The sequence below is a fragment of the Paenibacillus sp. AK002 genome (genome assembly GCF_053903045.1).
On sequence record NZ_CP096377.1, the window covers coordinates 445,530 to 470,438 of the forward strand.

Consider the following 24,909-nt stretch of genomic DNA (forward strand, 5'->3'; position numbering starts at 1 on the left):
TAATAGGTAGAAGACTCAGGACCGGGCGGGCCGTAACCATAAGAATTATCACTTTGGGTATGCAGGGAAAGCCATCCTTGAATTAATAGAAACGTTTGTCTCTCGGGTAACGTATGAATTTCATAGGACCTAAGGATTACTCACAAAAGGAGTGTGCACAGCTCAGATGGACGGCAATTATAACTTGTATATTGTTGGGCTTTCAATTGCGATCGCTATACTTGCTTCATACTCGGCTTTGAATATTACGTCCAAAATTTCGGACGCGAACGGCAAATCCAAGTTTTTTTGGCTATTCGGGGGAGCCATGGTCATGGGAAGCGGCATTTGGTCCATGCATTTTGTCGGCATGCTGGCGATGCACATGAATATGAACGTGAAGTACGATGCCTTTCTGACCATCATGTCGATGCTGGCCAGTGTGATTTCCTCGTTCATCGCGTTTTATATCACCATGCCCAAGGATATCAACTGGTCCAAAATCGCCATTGGCGGTTTCGTTATGGGAAGCGGCATCGTGACGATGCATTACATAGGAATGGAAGCCATGGTCGTTCACGCCGACATCCGTTACGATCTCGTATTTTGGATCTTGTCCGCCGTCATTGCACTGGCGGCCTCCTATGCGGCCTTATTATTGTTTCTTCGTTTTCGCAACCATTCCAAGTCCAGCTTTCTCAAATGGGGCTCGGCGGTTGTGATGGGATTCGCCGTGTGCGGGATGCATTATACAGGGATGAAGGCGGCGCGCTTTGAAGCACATGCCGGCATGATGACACATCAGCCGCAGTCTCTGGATTTCTTCCTCTTGTACTGCGTGACGGTCGCGATTTTTGCTATTCTGTTGATTTCCTGGGGCGCGATGTTCTTTGACCGGCATGTGCTGGAAAAGCTGGCCTATCAGGATACGATCACGGGATTGCCCAACCGCAATGAGATGAATCGGTTCTTCAGGACGAATGCCGAAACGGATCAGATTACGATCCTGTTTCTGGATCTGGACCAATTTAAGGCCATCAACGATACGCTGGGTCATAATGTCGGGGATTTGCTGGTCCAGGAAGTGGGCAAGCGGCTGCGTCAATTCATTCGAAGCGGCCAGCAGGTGTTCCGAATCGGGGGCGACGAATTTCTGGTTATTTTGAAGCAAAGCGACCCGAATTATGCCCAACGCTTAGCCGATGATATACTCCAACAAATTAAAAAGGTGTACCATATCGACGGCAACGAGCTGTATGTGACGGTTAGCATCGGCATCAGCATCGGTTCCGTCCATAGCTCGGATCGTACGACGCTGCTGAAGAATGCCGACACCGCCATGTATAAAGCGAAGGGGCTCGGCAAGAATCAGCAATGCCTTTATGACGAGGAGATGGGTCTTCAAGAGGTTCGCAAGATGGAATTGGAAAAGGACCTGCAAAGAGCGCTGGAGATGAAGGAGTTCTTCATCGTGTATCAGCCGAAATGGAATGTGCAAAGCGATCGCTTGGTCGGATTCGAGGCGCTGCTCCGCTGGAGGCATCCGAGGCTCGGCGTGATTTCCCCGCAGGAATTCATTCCGATAGCGGAAGAGACGGGACTGATTATTCCGATGACCCGATGGACGCTTGAAGAAGCATGCAAGCAGTGCAGGGTGTGGCAGGATAGCGGGATTGTCCAGCCGGTCTCGGTGAATCTATCGGTCCGTTTATTTCATGGCGACAATCTGCTGGAGCTGATTCAAAACGTGCTGCGCCAGGCGGATTTGGAGCCGCGGTTGTTAGAGCTGGAGATTACGGAGTCCATGGTGCTGCACGATGTGAACGATATCATCCGTCAGCTTGGGAATATCCGATCCTTAGGGGTTAAGGTCTCCATGGATGATTTCGGAACCGGCTATTCCTCGATTGGGCTCTTGGACCGGATTCCGATTGATGCCCTGAAGCTGGACCGCCAGTTCACCAATGATTTGGACACGCCCAGCAAGCGTGCCATCGTCAACGCCGTCGTTCTTATGGCGGAAAAGCTGAATCTGGACGTGATCGCCGAAGGCGTGGAGAATAAGGAGCATATCGACTTTTTGACAGGGCTCGGGTGTCATGTCATGCAGGGGTACTATTACGGAAAGCCGATGGATATCCATGAGATTGAGGTCTGGATGTACGACCAAGATCACAAGGCCGAAGAGTTCGCGGCCCTTCGATGAAAGAGCGGATACGAATATATATGGTCCATAAGAATAACGGGCACCGCGAGGTGTCCGTTATGTTGTTTTCGGGTACGCCAAATGACTGGCTTTCCCGGGTATTTTAGACGAAATAGGCAATTTCCGCGCGCGGGAAATATTCTTTGATTCCCTTTTCGAACAGCTGCTGAAACTCCTCGACGGTTTCGGCTTTATAGACATATTTGAATTTTCCATACCTTCCCCATTTTAACTGCCGGTCCTCCTCATCCATGTCCAGCTTGGTTTTGGGGTACCGTTTCAAAATGGTGTTTTTGGCCGTTTTGGTAAACCGGTGCTGAATGAGCTCAAATGTCAGATCCTTAACCTCCACATGGCTCAATCGCTCATGGAGCTTCTCTAATAAATGCCAGTATCCTTCCTGCCATCCGTCATATTTGACAATCGGGGCAATGATGAAACCTAACGGATATCCGGCTTCGGCAATTTTCCCTGCGGCTTCAATGCGTTCTTCGAAGGAAGAGGTACCCGGCTCGAAATAACGGATCACATAATCGGAATTGATGGAGAAGCGTACCCTGGTATGGCCGCCATGATGGATATTCAGCAGGGAATCGATGTTGGCGAATTTCGTTACGAATCGCAGTCGGCCATGTTCCTGCTTGGCCATAAATTCAATGTAATAGGCCAGTGCCCCGGTCAAATGCTCCAGAGATACGGGATCGCCGGTACAAGCGGCCTCGAACCGGGTGTTTTCGGGCGACCGCTCAGCGATGTACTGCTTCGCTCGGTCCAGAATTTCATCCAGGTTGACATAAATCCGGACATAAGGCTTCGAGCTCATGGTGGTTTGCAGGTAGCAGTAATGACAATGTCCTGCACATCCCGTGGTCAACGGGATGGCATACTCCGCAGAAGGCTTCGACGTATCGAAATCCAAGGTCTTCCTAATCCCAACGACTAGGGTGCGTTTGGCGTTTCGGTATTTTTCGGTTTCGGTCTCCCCCGGAATGCCGGTTACCCGATTATGGGAGGTGGTCATTTTGATGGGTGTGCCTAATTCCTCAAACCATGCTTGCAGCTTCTTCCCAAGCGGATACTCCAACGCATCCGGCTCAAAAAAGACGAGTTCCGGGTCAAAACGCTCCAACGAATCTTCCTCCCTGCAAAAATTTAAGTATATGGATTATAGGATGGGCAATGGTCGGGTTGATCATGCATCGTGCTTCCTTGAAGGTCAGCCGAAACTCCCCATCAGAATAGAGGTCAGTCCCGCGCATTATGAAAACAGTAAAGTATGAAATTAAAAGGACGTTAATAGTGAATGTTGACAAGTTCAAGATGAAAGCCCTTTCCGATTTCTATGATATACTACGACATAACAGCCATACCAATTATAACAACCTATATCTTCCTGTGAAGTTCCCATACTTTTCATATGCAAAGGAGATTTCATGATGTTTAATGTTCTTGTTGTTGACGATGAGTCTGTTCAAAGAGAAGGCATTAAGGATTTGATCTCTCAGTACCGCTTCCCATTTCAAGTAATGGAAGCCGAGAACGGAATGAGCGCGGAGCGGATTCTGGTGGACAATGCAATTGATATCCTCATCACCGACGTCAAAATGCCTCTGATGGATGGACTGGAGCTAAGCAAACTAGCGCGAAAGGTTCAGCAGGATCTAAAGATTGTCATCTGCAGCGGTTATGATGAATTTGAATATGCCCGCAGTGCCATCCGGCTGGGCGTGGTGAATTACTTGCTGAAGCCGTTAGTCAGGGAGGAGTTTCTGGAGGTGATGGAGGACATTACCCAGATCAGCCCTTATGGAGGGGACTACCAGCAGGAGTCGTTGGAATCCAAGGTTATCGTTCAGGTCAAGGATTATGTGAAGGATCATTACCAGCGGGACATCTCGTTGTCGGATGCAGCTCACGATGTATATCTGTCCCCGGGGTATTTGAGTATTTTGTTCAAGAAAGAGACCGGCGAGAACTTCTCGAAGTATTTGACCGATTACCGCTTGCGGCGGGCAAGCCATCTGCTCCAGAATTCCAATATGAAGGTCAATGATATCGCTGTAGCCGTTGGCATCGATAACCATTCCTATTTTGCCAAGCTGTTCAAAAGCAAGTTCGGCGTGAGTCCGATACAGTACAGAGAGTGCGGGGTGCCCCATGATCGGGTGGATCAAGAACAAGTTCAATGATATCAGGTTCCGCAACAAGCTGCTGCTGTCCCACTTGGTGATTGCACTCATTCCCATTCTTCTGCTCGGGCTGCTCTCCTTCATTCAGTCCTACCGCATTCAGATGAAGGAACTGCGGAGCGAGGCCGAGGCTAGCCTGGAGCAGGTGGCGAACATTATGGATTACAAGATTAACCGGTACAATACGCTGAGCGAATTCATGGTGCTGAATCGGGATTTATCCCAAATTTTCATTAAGGATTACGAAGAGAACTATTTTAACATGTACTTGGATTTCCGAGACATCCTGGAGCCGTTGATCTCGAACATCAGGCTGATGGACGAGAATATTGAGGCGATTACCTTTTATACATCCGGTGAGCTGCTGGGGATTCGCGACAATATTTTGCCGATCGGGGATCTTAAGAGCAAGTCTTGGTATGACGGATTTCGGGGCAGGCGCTGGATCGTGGACGGGGAGAAACTTTATCTCGTTCAGGAACTGATCAGCAATCCGAAGGACAGCAATTTCATGGTCATTTCCATTCAGCACGACAGCATCTTTGCAGACCTGGACAAGCTGTCGGAGCATGTGGCGGTTCAGATCAAGGATGCTGAGCAGCGGGTGATATTCAAGGAAAGCAAGGCGCCGGATGCATCTGCCGGTTTGGAGGGCGGGGAGTCGAGCGGACTGAGCCTAAGCCGATCACTCGCTAACAATGGCTGGATGGTTCACTATCATTTGCTGAATACGAATGCGTACGCTAATGCGCTCGGTATTTTTCAAATTACGTTGTTTGTCATTATCCTCAGCTTGATCATTACCTTCCTGCTCATTTATGTGATTTCCAACAATTTCACACGCAGAATTATTCATATTAAGAACAAGGTAGACAAGGTGGAGCAGAACAATCTGGATGTCATTATCCAAAGCTCGTCCAAGGATGAATTCGGTGAGCTGACCAACGGCATCGGCAAAATGCTGAAACGGATCAACAGCCTCATCTCCCAGGTGTATCAAGCGGAAATCGCCAAGAGGGAAAGCGAATATAACAAGCTGATCAATCAGATTAATCCGCATTTCCTATACAACACCCTCTCCTTTATCCGGTGGAGGGCCGAGAAGAAGGCGGATATCGAAACGAGTTACATGGTATCGGCATTGGCTCGGTTCTATAGAACGACGCTGAATCAGGGGAGGCATATGGCAACGATCAAGGATGAGGTGCAGCACATCAAGGCTTACCTGGATTTGCAGCTTATTATGAATGATGGCCGGTTTGACGTTGATTACCATATCGATGAGGGAGTATTACATACCGAGATCATCCATTTTATTCTGCAGCCGATTGTGGAGAATGCCATCAAGCACGGATTTGTGGAGGCCAGAGGGGCCGATTACCAAATCCACATTGGGGTCAGCCGGATCGAAGGGGGTATTAAACTATTCGTTAGCGACAACGGGGTGGGCATGACACCCGAGCAGGCGGCGAGGCTGCTGGCCGGAGAGAGCGGCGGCTGCGGCGTTCGAAACGTGAATGACCGGATTAAGCTGTGCTACGGGCAGGATTATGGACTCGATATCCATAGCGAGTCAGGCAGTGGAACAGAGGTATCGATGGTCATTCCAGCCTCCTGAACAGTGCATTCGTTATTCCATCCATAGCATTGGTAATGAAAGCGGTGTGCTGTGCTGAGGCAGCCGCTTTTTTTGTGGTTTGAAGTGGAGAAAAAGGAGGTCATGAAAAAAGTGATACATATCCAAAAAATGTTGCATATACGCCAGTTTTGAAACCGCATACAATTTGGTTATCAACCAAAACGAGATAAAGGGGATGACAGGATGAACAAACGCAGAAAGATCGCTTCTCTGCTGCTCGGCTGCATGATGCTGGCCGTAGTCAGCGGCTGCGGCGGGGGCAAGAGCGATAACGCGCAGCCGGAAATTTCAGAGCAGGATTATGAGCCGTACGGGAAATATGAGACACCGGTGGAATTTACGATCGGCCGGAATACCAATCATGTGAACAACCTGCCACCAGGCGATACGATTGAGGACAATTTGGCTACTCGTTACGTGGAGGATCGGGTGAACGTAAAAGCCAAGGTGGCTTGGGAGACGGACGATATGGATCAGAAGCTGTCGCTATCGATGACAACGGGCGATCTGCCGGACGTTATGCTGGTCAGCCGCGATATTTTCAACCAGCTGGTGGATAATGATCTGATTGCCGATATGACGGAGGTGTACGAGAAGACCGCATCCGACGGGGTCAAGAATATCTACGCTTCCTATGGTGACTTGCTGCTGAACCAGGTGAAGGTCGACGGTAAAATCATGGGCCTTCCGATGACGAATATCGGCAACCAGCACCAGCTGCTGTGGGTTCGGAAGGACTGGGTGGATAAAGTCGGCGCGAAGATGCCGGAATCCGTTGAGGACGTATGGAACCTCGCCAGAACGTTCGTGGAAAAGGACGCCTCGGGAACAGGCAAAACGGTCGGAATGGTGATGGATTCCAATGCCATGAACTTTACGCCGGTATTCGCTGCGCATGGGGCCTTTCCGATGAATTGGATCGAGAAGGACGGTCAGGTCGTATATGGATCGGTCCAGCCCGAGATGAAGCAGGCGCTGACGGAGCTAAGCGCCATGTACAAGGAAGGTCTGATTGATAAACAGTTCGCCGTCCGGTCGAATGAAGAGAAGGAAGCGCTTGTGATCAACGGACAGGTAGGCATGCTGTTTAACCCATGGTGGATCGGCTACACCAACTACAAGGACTCGATCAAGCAAGATCCTGATGCTGTCTGGGTAGCCGTATCGGCACCGGTAGACGAGAACGGCAAATTCAAGACGATTCGTCAGGATCCGGTGGGCGGGGGCATCGTTGTGGTGAAGAAGAATTTTGCCCATCCCGAAGCAATCATGAAGTCGGTCAATCTGACAACGGATTTCCTGTACTCCTTAACGGATGATGCCATCAACTACAAAAAAGAGCATCCGGACGAGATGCTGACCGATGCCAGCCGTTGGAACAATGATCCGACGCAAATTCCGATGCAAGTGGATTATGATGACGTGTTGAAGCGTTATTACGACGATCTGATGAAGGCGGATCAATCCGGGGATGCTTCGGCCGTTCAGGAGGACCGGGTGGTATCTTTCAAGGCGTATCAGGAGTTTAAGGAGAAAGGCAATGACGTCGATGTGAACACCTATGGCGAATATCTCTCCCGTATCGAGGGTCAGCGCGAAGCGAACAATCCGAATCTGGAGGTAATTCCTGCCGGCTTCTATGGAACCACCGAGACGATGAAGCTGAAGTGGGCGAACCTCCAAAAGCTCGAAGAGGAGACCATATTGAAAATCATCATGGGCCAAGCCCCCGTAGATGAATTCGATAAGTTCGTGGACACCTGGAAGCGTACCGGCGGCGATGAAATTACAGAAGAGGTCAACCAGATGAGCAGCAGATAAGGAAAGCGTGAGCCTTGGCGCGGAGGGCTATTGTTGGTCATCCGCGCGGGCTTTTTTATTCGATAAGGCTTGTCCTGACAGGGACGTGATGGAGGTGGAGCGAACGATGGGGCAAGTGGAAACAACCGTCAATCCAGAGCGGGAAGTACGATACCGGAGGAAAAAGAAACGAAGAACCTTTGACGAAATGACCTATCATGCGATGCTGCTGCCCGGTATGGCGATGCTGTTTATTTTCTCGATTGTGCCGATGTTCGGGGTAGTCATGGCTTTTCAGAAGTTCATCCCCGCGAAAGGGATACTCGGCTCCGCATGGGCAGGGCTCGACAATTTCACGTATATGTTTCAGCTGCCGGATGCCAAGCAGATTTTTGTGAATACGCTGGTCATCGCGGTCGGAAAGATTGTTCTCGGATTGATTGTGCCGATCATATTCGCCCTGCTGCTTAATGAGGTGCGTCTGAAGCTCTTCAAAAGCACGATACAAACCATTGTGTATTTGCCGCATTTTATGTCGTGGGTGGTTCTGGGCACGATGCTGACCATGATCTTTTCCTTTGACGGCATGATTAACAATTTCCTTGAGTTTCTAGGGCTGGAGCGGATCATGTTTCTGGCAAGCAACGACTGGTTCAGGCCGCTGCTCATCGTGACGGATACCTGGAAGGAATTCGGCTACGGGACGATTGTGTATCTGGCTGCGTTGACGGCGATAAATCCGGCTCTGTATGAATCCGCCGCAATGGACGGCGCAAGCCGCTGGAAGCAGACCCTGAATATCACACTCCCGGGCATGTTTCCGACGATCATCCTGCTGGGCACGCTGAGTCTCGGCAATGTGCTGAATGCGGGATTTGACCAGGTGTTCAACTTGTATAATCCGCTGGTCTATGAGACGGGTGATATTATCGATACATTTGTGTATCGTATGGGTCTGATCAATATGCAGTATTCGTTCGCAACGGCGATCGGTCTGATGAAATCGGTCATCAGCTTTATTCTGATCGTTATATCCTACAGGCTGGCCTCGAGGTATGCGGGGTACAGGATTTTCTAGGAGGGTTAGCATGATTCAATCCAAAACGCTGGGCTCAAGGCTATCCCGCCTGATGATTATGCTCGCGCTCGTCCTGATCACATTTCTGTCGCTGGCTCCCATCGTTAATACGATTATGGTGTCCGTCAGCAGCAGCACGGCTGTGAATGCCGGCCGGGTCTACTTCATTCCGGTAGAGCTGAACTTCTCATCCTACGGGCAGATACTGAATGACATGAAGTTTTGGAAGGCGTTCCTTATATCCGTGGAACGGGTGCTGCTTGGGGGTGCGATCAACATGATTCTGACCATCCTCATGGCGTATCCGTTGTCGCGGAGCGTTACGCAGTTCCGATCGAGAAACAAATACATGTGGATTATCGTGTTTACGATGCTCTTCAGCGGCGGGATCGTTCCCTGGTATATGGTGATCAGCAAGCTGGGGTTGATCAACAGCATTTGGGCGCTGGTTCTGCCGGGAGCGGTTCCTGTCTTCAACGTCATTCTCCTGATGAACTTCTTCAAGGGCATTCCGAAGGAGCTGGAGGAGGCCGCATTCATTGACGGTGCCGGTCCGCTGAAAATCCTGCTCAAAATCTTTATCCCGATCTCCATGCCCAGTTTGGCAACCATTACCCTGTTTGTCATCGTCGGTCACTGGAACAACTTTTTTGACGGGATCATTCTGATCAATGATAGCGAAAAAATACCGCTTCAGACCTATCTGCAGCAGCTCAGTCTGACGCGGGACCAGATGCAGAATCTCTCGGTCGAGCAGCTGCAGCAGTTCAATAAAATTTCCAATACGACCCTGAACTCTGCCAAAATTCTGGTTTCCATGATTCCGATTCTGCTGATCTATCCGTTTCTGCAGCGTTACTTAATTCACGGAATCGTTCTGGGAGCCGTGAAGGAATAGATGGCCTGATCCGCCTCTTTCGTGTGTTCCAACTTGAGTCGGCACGTCAAGTATCGGCTCGGCAATGGATAGGTAGTCGACAGAAGGCAGCGCCTCATGCATGAGTCTTTCTTGGCGAAAGACCATCCTGTGGCGCTGTTTTTCCATGGTTGGGACGGTTCAGATGGTCATTAATCTGTGAGCGATCATCGTTCAACATGGACAATTTAAATATATCATGTTATATTGTTATATAAATTAGCAGGTTTTGGAGTACCGTTGGAGGGATATCAATTTGAAAGATGCAGCTTCCACGAAGCCGATGTATGAACAGATTTTTAACGAGATGAAGCGAAAGATCTCAACCCATATGTTTCGGATTGGAGATAAAGTTCCATCAGAGAAGGAACTTGCGGATGAGTACGGAGTTAGCCGAATCACTAGCAAGAAGGCATTGGATCTGCTGGCGGCTGAAGGCGTGATCGTGCGCAAGCCGGGCAAGGGATCGTTCGTAGCCGATCCGGATGAGCCTGTAGTACACAGGGAACCGCTCTCCTCAGAGAGCGCGGATGCCGGAGCAACCGGCCGGGAAAAAATGATCGGCCTGGTCATTACGGACTTTTCCTCAAGTTACGGGACACGGCTCATCTACAGCATGGAGCAGTATTCCAGGGAGAATGACTGCTTTCTGGTCCTGCGCAGAACGTTCGGGGACCAGGATAACGAGGAATTATCCATCCAGAAGCTGCGGAATCTCGGCGTGAACGGACTTATCGTATTTCCCGCGCAGGGGGAATATTTCAATGCTGAAATATTGAAGATGGTCATAGCCCGTTTCCCGCTGGTCCTGATTGATCGCAAGCTGAAGGGAGTCGCAGCTGCTTCCATCAGCACGGATAATCTAGGGGCAGCCGTGCAAGCGGTGGAGCATTTATTCGATTTGGGGCACCGCCATATTTGCCTGCTATCTCCTCCCCCGAGGGATACGACGGCGGTGGAAGAGCGGATTGAAGGATTCGTTCAGGCTCATGCCGCCCGGGGCATCGCGTTTGACAAGGAAATCTGGATCAGTGACGTAACAGCCACGTTACCGAATGCTTTCTATGAAAGCAATATTGAACGGGAAATTCAGCGGATCATGCAGCATTTGCAGGATCATCCGTCGATTACCGCTTTTTTTGCGATCGAGTACAATATTGCACTGCTTGCCAAAGTTGCAGCTGAACGTCTCGGTTTGCGGGTGCCGGAGGATGTATCGATTATATGCTTCGACAGTCCGCAATTAAATATCGGCGAGGGGTATTTGTTCACCCATATGCGGCAGAACGAGGAAGAGATGGGGAGACTGGCGATCGAGACGGTGCTGGGCATCATGAACCACGATGCGGTTGCGGTCGAGAAGAGATTGCCTGCGGAATTGGTGGTTGGCGCATCTACCGGTCCTGTTAAGGAATCGTAGAAATTGGTTCAAAACGTCAGCGAAGCGGGCGAGAGCCTCGATGCATAGTGCGCTGGAATGTGACCGGCGCTTGATAATCACCATATCGATTAGATAATGGCTTCGAATCCGGTAACGATGACTTTGGGATTGGACCTTGTAAGAAGGAATTATAAAAAAACATAATTTCTGTAGTGATTGGTTTCCCTATAATGCACGCATGCAAACCATGCGCTCACGAACCTGTGAGCGCATGGTTTTTTGTTCTTCTGGTTAGAAGCGCGTCCCTTTAGTGTTGAGTTTACCCAATACCTAGTATAACATTTAAATCAATTTATATATTGACATATTAACTAGATAACAATATACTGATTCGTGATAACGGTTTCATGATTCCATCAAGTGAAAGGGGAACATCACGTGCATTCCATAACTGAACTGCCAGAGGCCGTTAAGCGGTTAACGGATCTGGTTCGGGCGAAGCAGCCGGAACGAACAGCCGACATGTTCGAGAGATGCCTAGCGAATACCTGGAATACCACCTTGAAGCGAATGGAGGACGGCACGACGTTTGTCATTACCGGGGATATCCCCGCCATGTGGCTGCGCGATTCGGCTGCGCAGGTCAGGCCCTTCCTGGTGCTTGGAGAGGACCGGGAGATCGGCGACATGATTCAAGGCGCGGTCAGACGCCAGTTTGACTATATTCTGCGGGATCCGTATGCCAATGCGTTCAATGAGTCCGCGAACGGGATGGGACATCAGGATGATGCAACCGAGATGAGTCCGTGGATTTGGGAACGGAAATACGAGATCGATTCGCTGTGTTATCCGATCCAGCTCAGCTACCTGCTGTGGAAAAACTCCGGGAGAACCGGCCATTTTGACGAAGCCTTTCGGGCAGGCGTGCGGCAGATAATCGAGTTGTGGACGACAGAGCAGCACCATGAACAGCAATCGGCTTACACCTTCGAGCGGAGCAGCTGCCCTCCGTCGGATACGCTGGTCCGTGGCGGAAAAGGAGCACAGACGGCATATACCGGCATGACCTGGTCTGGCTTCAGGCCGAGCGACGATGCTTGTGCCTACGGGTACCTGGTTCCGTCGAACATGTTTGCGGTCGTTGTGCTGGGGTATGTGACGGAGATTGCCGAGGAGATTCTGAAGGATCGGGAGCTGGCAGCGGCGGCAGAGGAGCTCGCGGCACAGATCGAAGCCGGCATACAGCGGTACGGCATTGTGGAGCATCCTGAATGCGGCCCTATCTATGCATACGAGGTGGATGGATTGGGTTCGATGAATCTGATGGACGATGCGAATGTGCCCAGCCTGCTGTCCATTCCGTACCTGGGATACCGAAATGCGGAAGATCCGATATACGCGAATACGCGGAGGTTTATCTTGAGTGACCGGAACCCGTACTACTTCTCCGGGACGGCTGCATCCGGCATCGGCAGTCCGCATACGCCGGATCAATACATATGGCATATTGCGCTTGCGATGCAAGGGATGACCGAACAGGATGAAGCCGAGCGTCAGCGCCTCCTTGAACTGCTGCTGGCAACGGACGGAGGAACCGGGCTCATGCATGAAGGGTTTCATGTGGATCGGCCGCAGGAATATACCCGGCCTTGGTTTTCATGGGCCAATATGATGTTTTGCGAACTGGTGCTGTTGTGCTCCGGTATCGCGGTTAAACGGTAAAGCTAGCAGCGGGATGAAGCGGCGAACCAAGCTTGGAATTCATAAGGGAGGGTTAACGAATGAAAAAGCAGTGGAAGATCGTATGGTCGATGATAGTTGTGATTGGGCTTCTGGCGGGCTGCTCAGGGGGCAGCGGCGGCTCCTCCGGCGGAGAAGCCAGCGGCGGCAAAACGGTGCTGACCTTCTGGGGAGACTGGGGCGGAGAAGGGCAGGAACAGATCCAAACGATGGTGGATGCTTTTAATAAATCCCAAGATAAAATCGAGGTAAAATATGCCCTGCAGCAGGACGTGGTGACGAAGTTTCTGACCGCGGCCACGAACGGGGGGACGCCGGATGTCGTGTTCTGGGACCGGTGGCGGACCGCGCTCTATGCACCTAAGAACGTGCTTCATCCCGTAGATGAATACCTGGAGCGCGACGGCGTCAACAAGGAGGATTTTTACGAAGAGGCTCTGAAGGAGCTTACCTATGATGACAAGCTGTACGGATTGCCGTTGACGGTGGACGCGCGGGCCCTGTTCTACAACAAGAAAATGCTGGAGGAAGCCGGGCTTGAGCCGCCAACGAACTGGGATGAGCTTGAGGCGGCAGCCAAAGCCACGACCAAGTGGAACGGGACCAAGCTCGAAACGGCAGGGTTGTCGATGGGGGATCCCGGACTGTTCAACATGTATTTGCAGCAGGCGGGCGGAACGATGCTGACCCCGGACAACACGATGAACGTGAACAACGAGAAGGGCAAAGCGGTATTGGACTTCTGGGGACGTTTGCTGAATGAGGACAAGGTGTACAAGATCGGTTTCGAGGACGGCTTGGGCGAAGGAACGGATGCGTTTGTAACCGGAAAAGTCGCTATGCTGTACACCGGCCCTTGGATGCTGAGCACCTATGATAAATACGGCAAAGATCTGGAATATGGCATCGTGCCGCCACCGGCCGGACCGAACGGCGATAAGGGAAGCGTTATGGGCGGCTTTGGGCTTGTCATTCCGCAAGGCTCGAAGCATCCGGAGGAGGCTTGGGAGTTTATCAAATGGTGGACGGCCAACAAGGACAATGCCGTGTTATGGGCCAAAACAAGCCTGAATATGCCGGGCTTCAAGCCTGCCTTCGAAGATCCGTTCTTCGCGGACGATCCGAAATGGATTCCGTTTATGGAGACGCTTGAATTTGCCAAAACACGGCCGACGCATCCGGGTTACTCCGTCATGGAGGAGAACGCCGTCATTCCGAATCTGGAGCTGTTCATGCAGAACAAGCAGAGCGCCGAAGAGACCCTTCGGCTCAGCCAGGAGCAGGGCGATAAGCAGCTGAAGGAAAATGCCGTTGCCCGTTAACGCATTCGGGGATTCTAGGAGCTACAGAAAGGAGCATGAGGATGACTTCCGCCACGAAGCCAGTCAGCGCCAAGCCTGCTTCCGTCACGAAGCTGGGCAAACACCAGGCCAGGATGGGCTACCTGTTCATTATGCCGACAATGCTGTTATTTGCGGTATTCATGGTGATCCCGGTTGGAATGGCGCTATACCTGAGTTTTACCAATTATGACGTGCTCAGCTCGAACGACTGGGTCGGCATGGACAATTACAGGCGACTGTTCGGCGATGATTTGTATTGGAAAACCTTCGTTAACGTGATGATTTATGCGGTGGTGTTCGTGCCGCTTAACGTACTGATCTCCCTTCTGCTGGCGATTCTGCTGAACCGGGCTGCGAGGGGAGTCAAGGCGCTGCGGACGTTTTACTATCTTCCGACCTTGACGTCGGCGGTCGCGGCGGCCACCGTCTGGATCTGGATGCTGCATCCCGAATACGGGCTCGTTAACGGGATCCTGTCGCTGTTCGGCATCACGGGCCCGGCCTGGGTGTCTCAGACCGATACCGCCATGCTGTCGATTATTATGATGACGCTGTGGCAGAGCGTAGGCTCCAATATGATCATTTACCTGGCCGGTCTTCAGGGCGTGCCGGATTACCTGTACGAGTCCGCTCGTCTTGACGGTGCCAGCAAATTCGATTGCCTGCGTTACATTACCTGGCCGCAGCTGCGGCCGACCACGTTCCTTGTCAGCACGATGTCGATTATCGGCGCGCTGCAGCTGTTTGATCAGGCATTCGTGCTCACGCAGGGCGGACCCGCCAATGCAACGAAAACGCCGGTTTATCTCATTTATCAGCAGGGCTTTAACCAGCTGCAGATGGGATATGCATCGTCGCAGGCCTTTGTGCTGGCGATGGCGATTCTGGTCTTCTCGCTGATCAGCATGAAGATCAATAAATCGGAAGAATCGATTGTGTAATCGGGGCTTAGAGGAGGAAGACAAGAGATGAGAGCAATTGAGAGTCAGGCCAAGCGGCAGCGAATCCTTACCGCGAGCGTCTTCTATATCGGTGCCATTCTGATCGCCATCGTCATGTTTCTCCCGTTCTACTGGAGCGTGATGACCTCTTTTAAGCCGGATGAGGATATGTTCTCGATGCCGATCAAATGGTTCCCTACGGACATCACGCTGGAGCACTATAAAAAGGCGTTCACAACCGTACCCTTCGGCCTTTATTTCTGGAATTCATTCTTTCTGGCCGTTACCGGCGTGCTGCTCAACCTGTTCTTCGGTTCGCTCAGCGGCTACGCTTTTGCCAAGCTGAAGTTCAAAGGCAACTCGGGTCTCTTCCGCGTGCTGCTGGCCGCGATGATGGTCCCGGGCATCGTCACGATGATCCCGAGCGTGTATGTGCTGCGCCATATACCGCTGATGGGAGGCAACGACCTGTTCGGAAGCGGCGGCATGGGGTTGATGAATTCCTTCTGGGGGATCATTCTTCCGGGGGCTTCCGGCACGTTCGCGGTGTTTTTCATGCGGCAGTTCTTCCTGACGCTCCCCTCCGACATGATGGAGATGGCGCGGATTGAGGGCTGCGGCGAATTCAAAATTTTTTGGCGCATCTATTTGCCTCTGACCAAGCCGGCGCTGGCAACCCTGAGCATCTTCACGTTTCAGGCGGGCTGGAACAGCTTCCTGTGGCCGATGATCGTGCTGAACGATCCGAACAAGGCGACGATCCAGATGGGGCTCCAGGCGTTCTCGTTCAATTTCCAGACGGATTACGGCCCGATGATGGCCGGGGCGCTGGTGGCTATTTTGCCGATCCTTGTCCTGTTCCTGGCTCTGCAGCGGTACTTCATTCAGGGCATCGCATTTAGCGGGATCAAAGGCTAGCGGTATGGAAACTGGATATGCTTGACGGATGGAAAAAGAAACTTGCACATTGAGATGTCAGGAGTGATTTCGACAATGATAACGGTGTCCGGTATATGGACCAAAAGGGCCGATGAGGCGCAGCGCGCGCTGGAACGTCTTTTCTGGAATGATTCGATCCGTATGTACAATATAGAAACGCCGTGCCCGGACGGGGCGTGCAATACGATTTTCCATTATTGGTGGATGGCGCACGCGGCGGATGTGCTGGTGGACGGTTATGTTCGCACGGCAGATCCGTTGTATGCGGAGCGGCTGGAGCAGTTGTATGAGGGAGTGCTCCGCCGGAATAACGGCGAATGGCCGAATGAGCTGTACGATGATATGGAATGGATGGCGCTGGCATGGCTGCGCGCCTATGAGGCGACGGGGCTGGAGAAGTACAAGCAAGCGGCGCTGACGCTCTGGGAGGATATTCAAACCGGCTGGAACGAGGTTCAAGGCGGGGGAATTGCATGGCACAAGGAGCAGCTCGGTTATAAGAATACCCCGGCTAATGCGCCTGCGATTATTTTGGCGGCACGGCTGTATCGGGCTTTCGGCAACCCGGCGGACCTGGAATGGGCTCGGAAAATCTACGCTTGGCAGAAGAATGCCCTCGTGGATCCTATCACGGGTTTTGTCTGGGACGGGATGAACCGGACCGGGGACGGGGCCATCGATAAAGATTGGAAATTCACGTATTGCCAAGGCGTCTTTATCGGAGCCGCTGTCGAGCTGTTTCGGGTCACGGGCGATTCGGCGTATCTTGAAGACTCCAAGCGGACCTTTCAAGCGATGCGCGTAGAGCTGGCGGATTCGGCAGAAGGCATTCTTCCGGACGAAGGGGGGGCGACGCCGGATTGTTCAAAGGCATCCTGATCCGTTATGTGACGGAAGCCATCCAGGTGTGGCCTGAAGCAGCAGAAGCTGCAGGGTGGTTGACGCGGAACGCTGATAGGCTATGGGAACAGGGAAAGACTGCAGATGGCGCGTTGTTCGGGACCGATTGGAAGAGCCGCCGAACGTCTGACGCTATCGTTCAGCTCAGCTCACAGCTGAGCGGCGTGATGCTGCTTGAATGTGCGGCCGTACTGGAATCGGCAGGGCAGGCTGGGGGGAGCGATGGTCGGCATTCTGCGGCAAACTGGGATAAGAGAGCGGACCTGCTGCAGGAGGCCATGTACCGAAATTACGCAAACCCGGACAGCGGTATTATGGATCAATGGTTTCCGCGGGAACATGCCGCGGCAGGCGAGAATTTCTATTATTGGTGGCAGGCGCATGTGCTGGATGTGCTGGTGGACGCTTATAAGCGCACGGGAAAACCGATGTACGCCGACCGAATGGAAGCATTCAGCCGAAGCCTGTACAAGTACAACGGCCATACGTTCACCCACAATTATTACGATGACATGGAGTGGACGGCACTCGCGCTGCTGCGTGCGCATCAGGCTACCGGAAGCGAGTGGTTTAAGGAGCAGGCGCTTACGCTGTGGGAAGACATCAAGACCGCTTGGAACGATCACTGCGGGGGCGGCATGGCGTGGAAGAAGGATCAGCTGGATTACAAAAACACGCCGGCTAACGCGCCTGCCGCCATTTTGGCGGCAAGGCTGTATCTTTTGGAGCGAAACGAAGAGGATTTGAACTGGGCAAAGCGCATTTATGAATGGAATAAAAGCCGACTTGTCGATCCATCGACCGGGTTCGTATGGGATGGCATGAACCGGCTGGGCGACGGTGAGATCGATTACGATTGGAAATTCACGTATTGTCAGGGCGTGTTCCTCGGTGCCGGAGTGGAATTATACCGTTGTACGGGGAATAAGTCCTATCTCGAAGACGCTAAACGGACCGCTGACGCATGCATGCTCGAGCTGTGCGATCCAAAAACCCTGCTTCTGCCCGATGAGGGCATTGACGACACGGGTCTGTTTAAAGGCATCCTCATCCGTTATCTGCTGGTGCTGCTTGAAGAGGCGCCCGAAGAGGACGCCGTACGCCGAATGGTTCAGTGTAACGCGGAAACGCTGTGGGAGAAGGGAATGCTTGAGGATGCTGGTATATGCGGCCCTGCCTGGGACACTCTGCCGACTCTTCCCGTTCAACTGAGCGTGCAGCTGAGCGGAATGATGCTGACGGAGGCTGCGGCCGTGTTGAGCAAATAGCTTTGATTCGCTGTCAGTGATGATGGCGTCTTGTGAATGATTGGAGAAGAGCGCGCGAATTGGCGTGCTCTTCTTCATTTTATTCCCAATTCGACCAAATCAAGATGATTGTCATATGACAATATTCATGACAACACACACTGTTGGCCGCGCGGGCCTTGCGTTATATTTATGAGGTAAATCACATCCTGGCTTGGATACAAAATATGATTTCAGATGCTCTGTGAAGTAAGGTCATATCCGTTCATGAGGTGATGTATGTCCATTAATCTGAAAATAGAAGACGTTTGTATTCAGCTAGGAATTGACATTCATAAATTCAACTTGGAGAACCCTGAAATCAAGACCGAACCCGAAGTCCCCTACCCAGGTTACCCTCATCAACCATCACCGCGATTTGGCAAACCTCTGTCACTCCCTAAAATCTGATCGATGTCATATGACAATTTAATGACACCACTCACTATTTGTCGAGCTGCCCTTCCATTATATTAAATATGTTCGGTATAACAACGACGATCGTCATGAATAGGCAGTGCTTGTTGCAGATGGTTCACAACGTCAATACATACGGCAAGCCATGAGAACAGACCACCGAAGGGGAAGGTCTGTTTTCCCCATTCGTTCTGTCGAAGATTGCGGAACCGAGCCTACTGCATATCAGAAGCAAAGAAATGCCGCGAGCTTTTTGCGATTTATAGCATGGCAATGACGAATGCTATAATAGCCTTAATTAGCCTGCGATCATTAAACACGCTTTTACATATAATCAGGGAGTGGAACTTTATGTTTGAATTGCCAGGATATCAAACATTGGACGTAATCCATACTAATGGAGACATTCAACTCTTTAGACTTTCGCGTTCTATCGACGGTTTGCGCGTCTTAGCCAAGACAACGCGCGATGCAGGTCCGGAATCGGCCATGGTGGCTGCTTTTCGATACGAGTATGACGTATTGAAGAAGCTGGATGGCCGTGGAGCCTTGGAAGCGTACAGCTTGGAGATGATCGCAGATCGGCCGGTTCTTCTCCTGAAAGAGATGGCCGGGGTTACATTGGAACAGCTCCTGCGGGCATATTCTGACGTTCCGGAACTTCCGGATCTCCTGCGCATGGCTGTTGCCATAACCGATTGTTTTATTCGGATTCATCGAGAGAACATGACGCTGAACGAAATCACGCCCTCTCATTTGATGGTCAATCCCCGCACCTATGAAGTGAAGCTGATCGATATTCGTATGTGTTCAACCGAAGCGGGCAAAAGCCCGCTGTCTTCTTTAAGCCGGCCGGATGCGTCTCTTCCTTATATATCGCCCGAACAGACACGCAGAACGGGAATGACGCCGGATTACCGATCCGATTTTTATTCCCTCGGGATCATATTATACGAGTGGTTGTCCGGTACTTTACCCTTTGAACATATCGACCCTGTAAATACGGTATACCGCCATCTTGCCGGTACCCCTGAGCCTCTTCACCGCAAATTCCCCTTCATCCCCAAAATAGTGTCCGATATTATACAGAAATGCATGGAGAAGATGCCCGGCGATAGGTATGTCAGCGCATTCGGAATTCAAACGGACCTTGAGGAGTGTTTCAATCGGCTTCAGGATACAGGCGAGGTGGAACCATTTCGACTCGGAAGCCGGGATATACCGGAACGATGGGTGGAATCGGCCCAATTCTACGGACGGCAGGCTGAGCTGCAGATGCTGCAGGATGCAGTGCGGAGGGCGGCTAGCGGGTCTGTTGTGCTGGTTGGCGTTAGCGGTACGGAGGGGATAGGAAAAACTTCTTTTCTCATGGAAGCCCTGGATCAGGCTGCATCTATGGACTATTTCTTCATCAGGGGCAAGTTCGGCACCCATCAGACGGCTCAGCCTTACGATATTTGGATTCAGGTGATCCGTAAACTGATTCGTCAACTGCTGACCGAGGGCAATCTGCAGGCCGAAGTATGGAAGCTGCGGATTCTTCAAGCGGTTGAGGATTACGGGAAAATTCTGATTGAACGGGTTCCCGAGCTGGAATTGCTGATAGGCCAACAGCCGCCTGTTCAACCGCTGCCGCCCGTAGAAGCCCAGGAACGGTTTCATCTGATCATGAACCGATTTATCCAGTTGTTCCTTCGTCCGAACTGTCCCTTGGTTCTATTTCTTGACGATCTTCAATGGGCGGACGAAGCATCTCTTCGATATCTGGAATTTCTTCTGGACGACAGAGCAACCAAGCATCTGCTGGTTGCATTGGCTTACCGCGATCAAGATGGCGACCTGATTCGTCGATTAGAAAACCGCTTGACTCATGATCGTATAATACGGAATCATATCGATCTGCAGCCTCTCGCCTTGGATGATATAAACCAGCTGTTAAAGGATGTCATGCGTCATAAAGATGACGATGTAGCGGAGCTGGCTGTTGCCTTGCTTAGGAAGACAGACGGCAACCCCTTCTTTCTCAAGCAGTTTCTTGGAGATTTAATTGCCCATGGCCATGTTTTCTTTGATCAATCGAGCAAAAGCTGGTCATGGGATTTGCCGTTTATTGCCGAAATGAACATTCCCGATAATGCGGTCTCCTATCTGACGGATCGATTGCGGGTACTGCCAACATCCACAAAGATTGTAGTCGGCTATGCTTCATTTCTCGGAGACCGATTTGATCTGGAAACCCTGTCCGTTATATCCGGGCTCCACATAACGAAACTGGCGAAGGAACTGGAGATGGCAGAAAGGATGTCATTGGTGCAGCTCATCAACGACGGCAGCCGAAGCTCCTATAAATTTCAACACGACCGCATCCAGCAGGTGGCTTACACGCTTGTTCCGGAAGAAGAACGCTCGGATTTGCATTGGAGCATCGGCTTGCTCTTCCTTGACCGAATGAATCTCGGTCAGGGAGATGGTACGGAGGCTTTATTTGAAGCTGTTAATCATATGAATCTTGCTGTGGAGCGGAACCGTCAACCTGAACAGAGAACAAGGATGGCGGAGCTGAATCTTAGGGCAGGCTTGAAGGCAAAAGAATCGACCGCCTACGAGACTGCTCTGCGATATATGCGCCTTGCAACGGCTTATTTGGAGGCGGACGGGGATAACTGGGGGACAAATTATGGGCTCGCTTTTCAGGCTAACCGGGAACGAGCGGAATTGGAATATTTATGTGCCCATTTCCAGCTCGCCCACGACTTGTTCCGATCTTTGATGGAGAAGGCGGTTACCCCTTTTGACAAAGCATCGGTTTGTGTACTGAAGATGCATCTGAAGGCAAGTCAGGACCATTATGGGGAAGTGATCTCGTTAGGTCAAGATGCCTTAAGGCTGCTGCAAGTTGATTTTCCGTCTGATTTCGGTTCAATCGGATTGACTCTCCAGTGGTTACGGCTAAAGCGGAAATTAGGCAAGTATTCGATGAAAGAACTGAATCAATTGCCTCCTATGACGGATGCGTCCCGGCAGCTGGCCATATCCGCGTTGGTCCATATGAGCAATGCCTCGTTCTATGTCAATCGGAAGGGATGGCTTTCTTATACTCTAACGATCGTCGATATGACGCTGCGTTACGGCATAACCCCGGAGGCCTCCATCGGGTTTATGGGTTACGCCCTGTTCATGTATTATCGCTTTCGTCATGAAGAGGCATTTAAATGGGGAATGCTCGCCTATCGCTTGTCGAAACCATATCCGCAGCTGCATGTGAGAACACTGACCGCCTTTACTTTGTGTTCCGATAGTTGGCGGCGATACGACCCGGCCCTGCTCGGGGTATTTACCGAGAAGGTAGGCAAGATCGGGTTAGAATCGGGCGACTTATGGCAAGGGAATCAAAGCGTGCTGATCAATTGTGCTTCTCTCTTTCAGTTTGGTCATCCTTTAGGTGAGATATATGACCGGCTAATCGCAAGCTCAGGGAATTTCTTAAGACATCATAATCATCTTCATTCCAAGCAGCTTAAAGTATTTATTGCGCTTCTCATTCGGTTGACGGGTGTTCGATCACCTGATGATCCCTTCGATACCGGGCAGATTACGGACGCGGAGTTTGCCGAGTCGGTTCACGGGGATTCATTCGATATGATTGAAGAGTTAGTATGCATTTATCGATATTTGCCGGGGTATCTGTTTGGCGAGTATCGGGAAGCGAATGAAGCGTTAGCGAGGTCAGCCATTATCTTGAAAAAGCGGAAAACGGCCGGTGATCCGATTCTTCAATACTATTACGAGTCGCTGGTATGGGCACAGCTTTACGAAGAAGCCCCGCTGGATGTGCAGAACGATTATATGGGGAAATTGCGCAAGCGGCTATACAAAATGAAGGAATACGCCGCTCGCTGCCCCGAAAATTATCAGCATAAATATTTGTTGATGAAAGCGGAGATATTTCGGTTGACGCGGAGGAACCGGCAAGCCGAGGAATTATACGAGCAATCGATAGAGGCTGCCCGTCAATATGGACATATTCACGATATGGCGATGGCGGCGGAGTGTTACGGCAAATATGGCTTGCGTCAAGGCAAGCAGCGTCTGGCCAGAATATATATGACGGAGGCTTATGAAGCTTACGTGCAGTGGGGGGCTTTGGCGAAGGCTGCGGTCCTTAAGCAGGAGCACCCTCATCTGCTGCAATTGAGGCCTGAGTCTGGATTGGAACGCGTGGATACGCTCTCTGTCATGATGTCCGCCCAGGCTTTATCGGGCGAAGTGGAGATGAGTCGGCTGTTGGATTCGCTGATGCGGATTATGCTGCACAATGCGGGCGCGGAGTATGGGGCGGTTATTTTCGACGATGAGAGTAAATGGACGATTGAGGCTTGGGGCACATCAGCGGATATCCGGATCGAGTCCGTGCCGTTGGGGGAGGAATCCGAAATCGTACCTGCCCCCATTGTCGGTTATGCAGCCAGAACGCAGGAGGTCATTGTTCTCCATGACGCATCTAATGAAGGAATGTTTGTACGCAATACGTATGTCAGGAACAAAGGGTTGAAATCGGTGCTGTGTCTACCGATTATCCATCAGAATCAACTGACGTGCGTTCTATATATGGAAAATAAATTATCGAGAAGCGTATTTACGCCCCAGCGGCTCGATATATTGAAATTGCTAGGCTCTCAATGCGCAATTTCGATCAAAAATGCCAAGCTGTATACCGGGATTCAATATTTGAAGGAAAATCTGGAGCTTCAAGTGGAAGAGCGAACGCGAAGTCTGGAGCAATCGATGAGGGAAACATCGGCCGCACTGGCTGAGGCCTCTGTATATGAGGAACGGAATCGTATCGCGCAAGAAATTCATGACATTGTTGGGCATACGCTTACTTCGACGATTCTGCAGATTGAAGCAGGCAAAAGGCTGCTTCATAAGGATATGCAAGCCGGGGTTCAGCGGCTGAACGAGGCACAGGATTTGGTGCGCCACAGCCTCAATGAAATCCGGGGCTCGGTACACATGTTAAAGGAGGACAAGTATGCCCATCTTCCCAATATGCTTCAGGAGTTAATCCGGGATACAGAGCGAAACGCGGGAGTTACCATCCATGCGTCTATCCATGATTTGCCCGAATGGTTGTCTGCAGCATGTAAGAAGACGATTTATCATGCGCTGCAGGAGGGATTAACTAACGGAATACGACATGGTGGAAGCAAGGTGTTCCATTTTAATCTGATGCTCGTGGGGTCGGAGCTTGAGTTCAGGCTTCAAGACCAAGGTATCGGGGCTCGCACAATCGTTAATGGTTTTGGACTGAAAACAATGAGAGAACGCGTTGAACAATTGGGAGGCAGCTTGACGGTGGATTCCAGACCTGATCAAGGTTGTCTGCTTCGGATTAATTTGCCTTACCAAAAGCAATGGATTGGGGAAAAGGAATGGAAAAAATCACGATTGTAGTGGCTGACGACCAGCTGTTAACACGCGAAGGGCTACGGACGATACTGGATCTGGAAGACGACATGGAGGTTGTAGGGGTAGCCAAGAACGGGGAAGAGGCTTGTGAATTGGCGGATGCCCTCCAACCCAGACTTGTACTGCTCGATATTCAAATGCCCGTCATGGATGGAATCCAAGCGCTGAAGCATATAAAACAGAGCCATCCGGACATCTTTATTCTTATTTTGACTACGTTCATTGAGACGGATTACATCGTAGAAGGAATGGCGCACGGAGCGAACGGATACATGCTAAAGGATATGGATGCGGATAAAATGATTGCATCGATTCGGGATACGATTGCGGGACAGTTCATTCTTCCTGCTCCGGTTGCCGCTAAATTGGCGGCAAGAATGAACAGAATGTCAGAAGGGCATTCTGGTTTGCGAAAAAATCGGTTGGATCGGATCCGGTTGACCGAAAGGGAAGAAGAACTGGCGAGACTGATGGTCCAAGGGTTGAACAACCGGGAAATCGCAGATATGCTGCACATTGCGGAAGGCACAGCCCGTAATTACATTAGTAATCTCTACAGTAAACTGGAGGTTGTCGATCGGGCGCAGGCTATCGTCCGGCTTCAGGCGATGCTGTGAACATTGGTATACGAGAATTCACCAGTTGAGCTTTTACTTGTGACCATTGTTTTTATTCTTGCTAAACTA

The 24,909-nt window shown here is 51.0% G+C and carries 16 protein-coding genes; 15 read left to right on the top strand and 1 reads right to left on the bottom strand.

Annotated elements, in window-relative coordinates:
* Positions 1 to 166: 166 nt before the first annotated feature.
* The gene (locus M1D70_RS01895; RefSeq protein ID WP_456288978.1) at positions 167 to 2,185 is read left to right on the top strand and encodes a bifunctional diguanylate cyclase/phosphodiesterase; all 2,019 of its coding nucleotides are present in this window, start codon (positions 167 to 169) and stop codon (positions 2,183 to 2,185) included.
* 103 nt (positions 2,186 to 2,288) lie between these two features.
* Here the strand turns inward: M1D70_RS01895 and splB are convergent, their stop codons facing one another.
* On the bottom strand, positions 2,289 to 3,314 hold the full coding sequence (gene splB, locus M1D70_RS01900; protein ID WP_009593913.1) for a spore photoproduct lyase: 1,026 nt from the start codon (positions 3,312 to 3,314) through the stop codon (positions 2,289 to 2,291).
* Between the two features lie 304 nt (positions 3,315 to 3,618).
* Between splB and M1D70_RS01905 the strand changes: the two genes are divergently transcribed.
* The 14 genes from M1D70_RS01905 to M1D70_RS01970 all read left to right on the top strand — a co-directional run bounded on the left by M1D70_RS01905 (position 3,619) and on the right by M1D70_RS01970 (position 24,840).
* Positions 3,619 to 4,374, top strand: coding sequence for a response regulator transcription factor (locus M1D70_RS01905; protein ID WP_009593917.1), 756 nt, complete (start codon positions 3,619 to 3,621; stop codon positions 4,372 to 4,374).
* On the top strand, positions 4,343 to 5,992 hold the full coding sequence (locus M1D70_RS01910) for a sensor histidine kinase (RefSeq protein WP_009593941.1): 1,650 nt from the start codon (positions 4,343 to 4,345) through the stop codon (positions 5,990 to 5,992). Before M1D70_RS01905 ends, M1D70_RS01910 begins: the two co-directional genes overlap by 32 nt.
* A gap of 204 nt (positions 5,993 to 6,196) precedes the next feature.
* Complete coding sequence (locus M1D70_RS01915) at positions 6,197 to 7,834, top strand: ABC transporter substrate-binding protein (RefSeq protein WP_456288979.1); 1,638 nt, start codon at positions 6,197 to 6,199, stop codon at positions 7,832 to 7,834.
* A 106-nt stretch (positions 7,835 to 7,940) separates the two neighbouring features.
* Positions 7,941 to 8,891, top strand: coding sequence for an ABC transporter permease (locus tag M1D70_RS01920; RefSeq protein ID WP_139084046.1), 951 nt, complete (start codon positions 7,941 to 7,943; stop codon positions 8,889 to 8,891).
* Positions 8,892 to 8,901: 10 nt separating this feature from the next.
* Positions 8,902 to 9,789: a carbohydrate ABC transporter permease gene (locus tag M1D70_RS01925; protein WP_009593928.1), complete on the top strand. Its 888-nt coding sequence runs from the start codon at positions 8,902 to 8,904 to the stop codon at positions 9,787 to 9,789.
* 274 nt (positions 9,790 to 10,063) lie between these two features.
* On the top strand, positions 10,064 to 11,227 hold the full coding sequence (locus M1D70_RS01930) for a GntR family transcriptional regulator (RefSeq protein WP_009593942.1): 1,164 nt from the start codon (positions 10,064 to 10,066) through the stop codon (positions 11,225 to 11,227).
* 399 nt (positions 11,228 to 11,626) lie between these two features.
* Positions 11,627 to 12,910 carry a glycoside hydrolase family 125 protein gene (locus tag M1D70_RS01935; RefSeq protein WP_009593898.1) on the top strand — a complete coding sequence of 428 codons (1,284 nt, stop codon included), beginning with the start codon at positions 11,627 to 11,629 and terminating at the stop codon, positions 12,908 to 12,910.
* A 59-nt stretch (positions 12,911 to 12,969) separates the two neighbouring features.
* Positions 12,970 to 14,250, top strand: coding sequence for an ABC transporter substrate-binding protein (locus M1D70_RS01940; RefSeq protein WP_009593953.1), 1,281 nt, complete (start codon positions 12,970 to 12,972; stop codon positions 14,248 to 14,250).
* Between the two features lie 41 nt (positions 14,251 to 14,291).
* Complete coding sequence (locus M1D70_RS01945) at positions 14,292 to 15,212, top strand: carbohydrate ABC transporter permease (protein ID WP_456288980.1); 921 nt, start codon at positions 14,292 to 14,294, stop codon at positions 15,210 to 15,212.
* A 27-nt stretch (positions 15,213 to 15,239) separates the two neighbouring features.
* On the top strand, positions 15,240 to 16,130 hold the full coding sequence (locus M1D70_RS01950) for a carbohydrate ABC transporter permease (RefSeq protein WP_456288981.1): 891 nt from the start codon (positions 15,240 to 15,242) through the stop codon (positions 16,128 to 16,130).
* Positions 16,131 to 16,205: 75 nt separating this feature from the next.
* A complete protein-coding gene (locus tag M1D70_RS01955) occupies positions 16,206 to 17,030 on the top strand; it encodes a glycoside hydrolase family 76 protein (RefSeq protein ID WP_456288982.1) in 825 nt (274 codons plus the stop codon).
* Positions 17,012 to 18,319, top strand: coding sequence for a glycoside hydrolase family 76 protein (locus M1D70_RS01960; protein WP_456288983.1), 1,308 nt, complete (start codon positions 17,012 to 17,014; stop codon positions 18,317 to 18,319). The genes M1D70_RS01955 and M1D70_RS01960 overlap by 19 nt, the downstream gene beginning before the upstream one ends.
* Positions 18,320 to 19,105: 786 nt before the next feature.
* Complete coding sequence (locus M1D70_RS01965; RefSeq protein ID WP_456288984.1) at positions 19,106 to 24,208, top strand: AAA family ATPase; 5,103 nt, start codon at positions 19,106 to 19,108, stop codon at positions 24,206 to 24,208.
* A complete protein-coding gene (locus M1D70_RS01970) occupies positions 24,187 to 24,840 on the top strand; it encodes a response regulator (protein WP_036671807.1) in 654 nt (217 codons plus the stop codon). The genes M1D70_RS01965 and M1D70_RS01970 overlap by 22 nt, the downstream gene beginning before the upstream one ends.
* Positions 24,841 to 24,909: the final 69 nt, after the last annotated feature.

What these genes read in the sequence shown, in the direction of transcription:
- M1D70_RS01940 (WP_009593953.1), top strand. Translation starts at nt 12,970, where the DNA reads ATGAAAAAGCAGTGGAAGATCGTATGGTCGATGATAGTTGTGATTGGG.
- M1D70_RS01920 (WP_139084046.1), top strand. Translation starts at nt 7,941, where the DNA reads ATGGGGCAAGTGGAAACAACCGTCAATCCAGAGCGGGAAGTACGATAC.
- M1D70_RS01945 (WP_456288980.1), top strand. Translation starts at nt 14,292, where the DNA reads ATGACTTCCGCCACGAAGCCAGTCAGCGCCAAGCCTGCTTCCGTCACG.
- M1D70_RS01965 (WP_456288984.1), top strand. Translation starts at nt 19,106, where the DNA reads ATGTTTGAATTGCCAGGATATCAAACATTGGACGTAATCCATACTAAT.
- M1D70_RS01905 (WP_009593917.1), top strand. Translation starts at nt 3,619, where the DNA reads ATGATGTTTAATGTTCTTGTTGTTGACGATGAGTCTGTTCAAAGAGAA.
- M1D70_RS01925 (WP_009593928.1), top strand. Translation starts at nt 8,902, where the DNA reads ATGATTCAATCCAAAACGCTGGGCTCAAGGCTATCCCGCCTGATGATT.
- M1D70_RS01950 (WP_456288981.1), top strand. Translation starts at nt 15,240, where the DNA reads ATGAGAGCAATTGAGAGTCAGGCCAAGCGGCAGCGAATCCTTACCGCG.
- M1D70_RS01910 (WP_009593941.1), top strand. Translation starts at nt 4,343, where the DNA reads ATGATCGGGTGGATCAAGAACAAGTTCAATGATATCAGGTTCCGCAAC.
- M1D70_RS01915 (WP_456288979.1), top strand. Translation starts at nt 6,197, where the DNA reads ATGAACAAACGCAGAAAGATCGCTTCTCTGCTGCTCGGCTGCATGATG.
- M1D70_RS01955 (WP_456288982.1), top strand. Translation starts at nt 16,206, where the DNA reads ATGATAACGGTGTCCGGTATATGGACCAAAAGGGCCGATGAGGCGCAG.
- M1D70_RS01970 (WP_036671807.1), top strand. Translation starts at nt 24,187, where the DNA reads ATGGAAAAAATCACGATTGTAGTGGCTGACGACCAGCTGTTAACACGC.
- M1D70_RS01895 (WP_456288978.1), top strand. Translation starts at nt 167, where the DNA reads ATGGACGGCAATTATAACTTGTATATTGTTGGGCTTTCAATTGCGATC.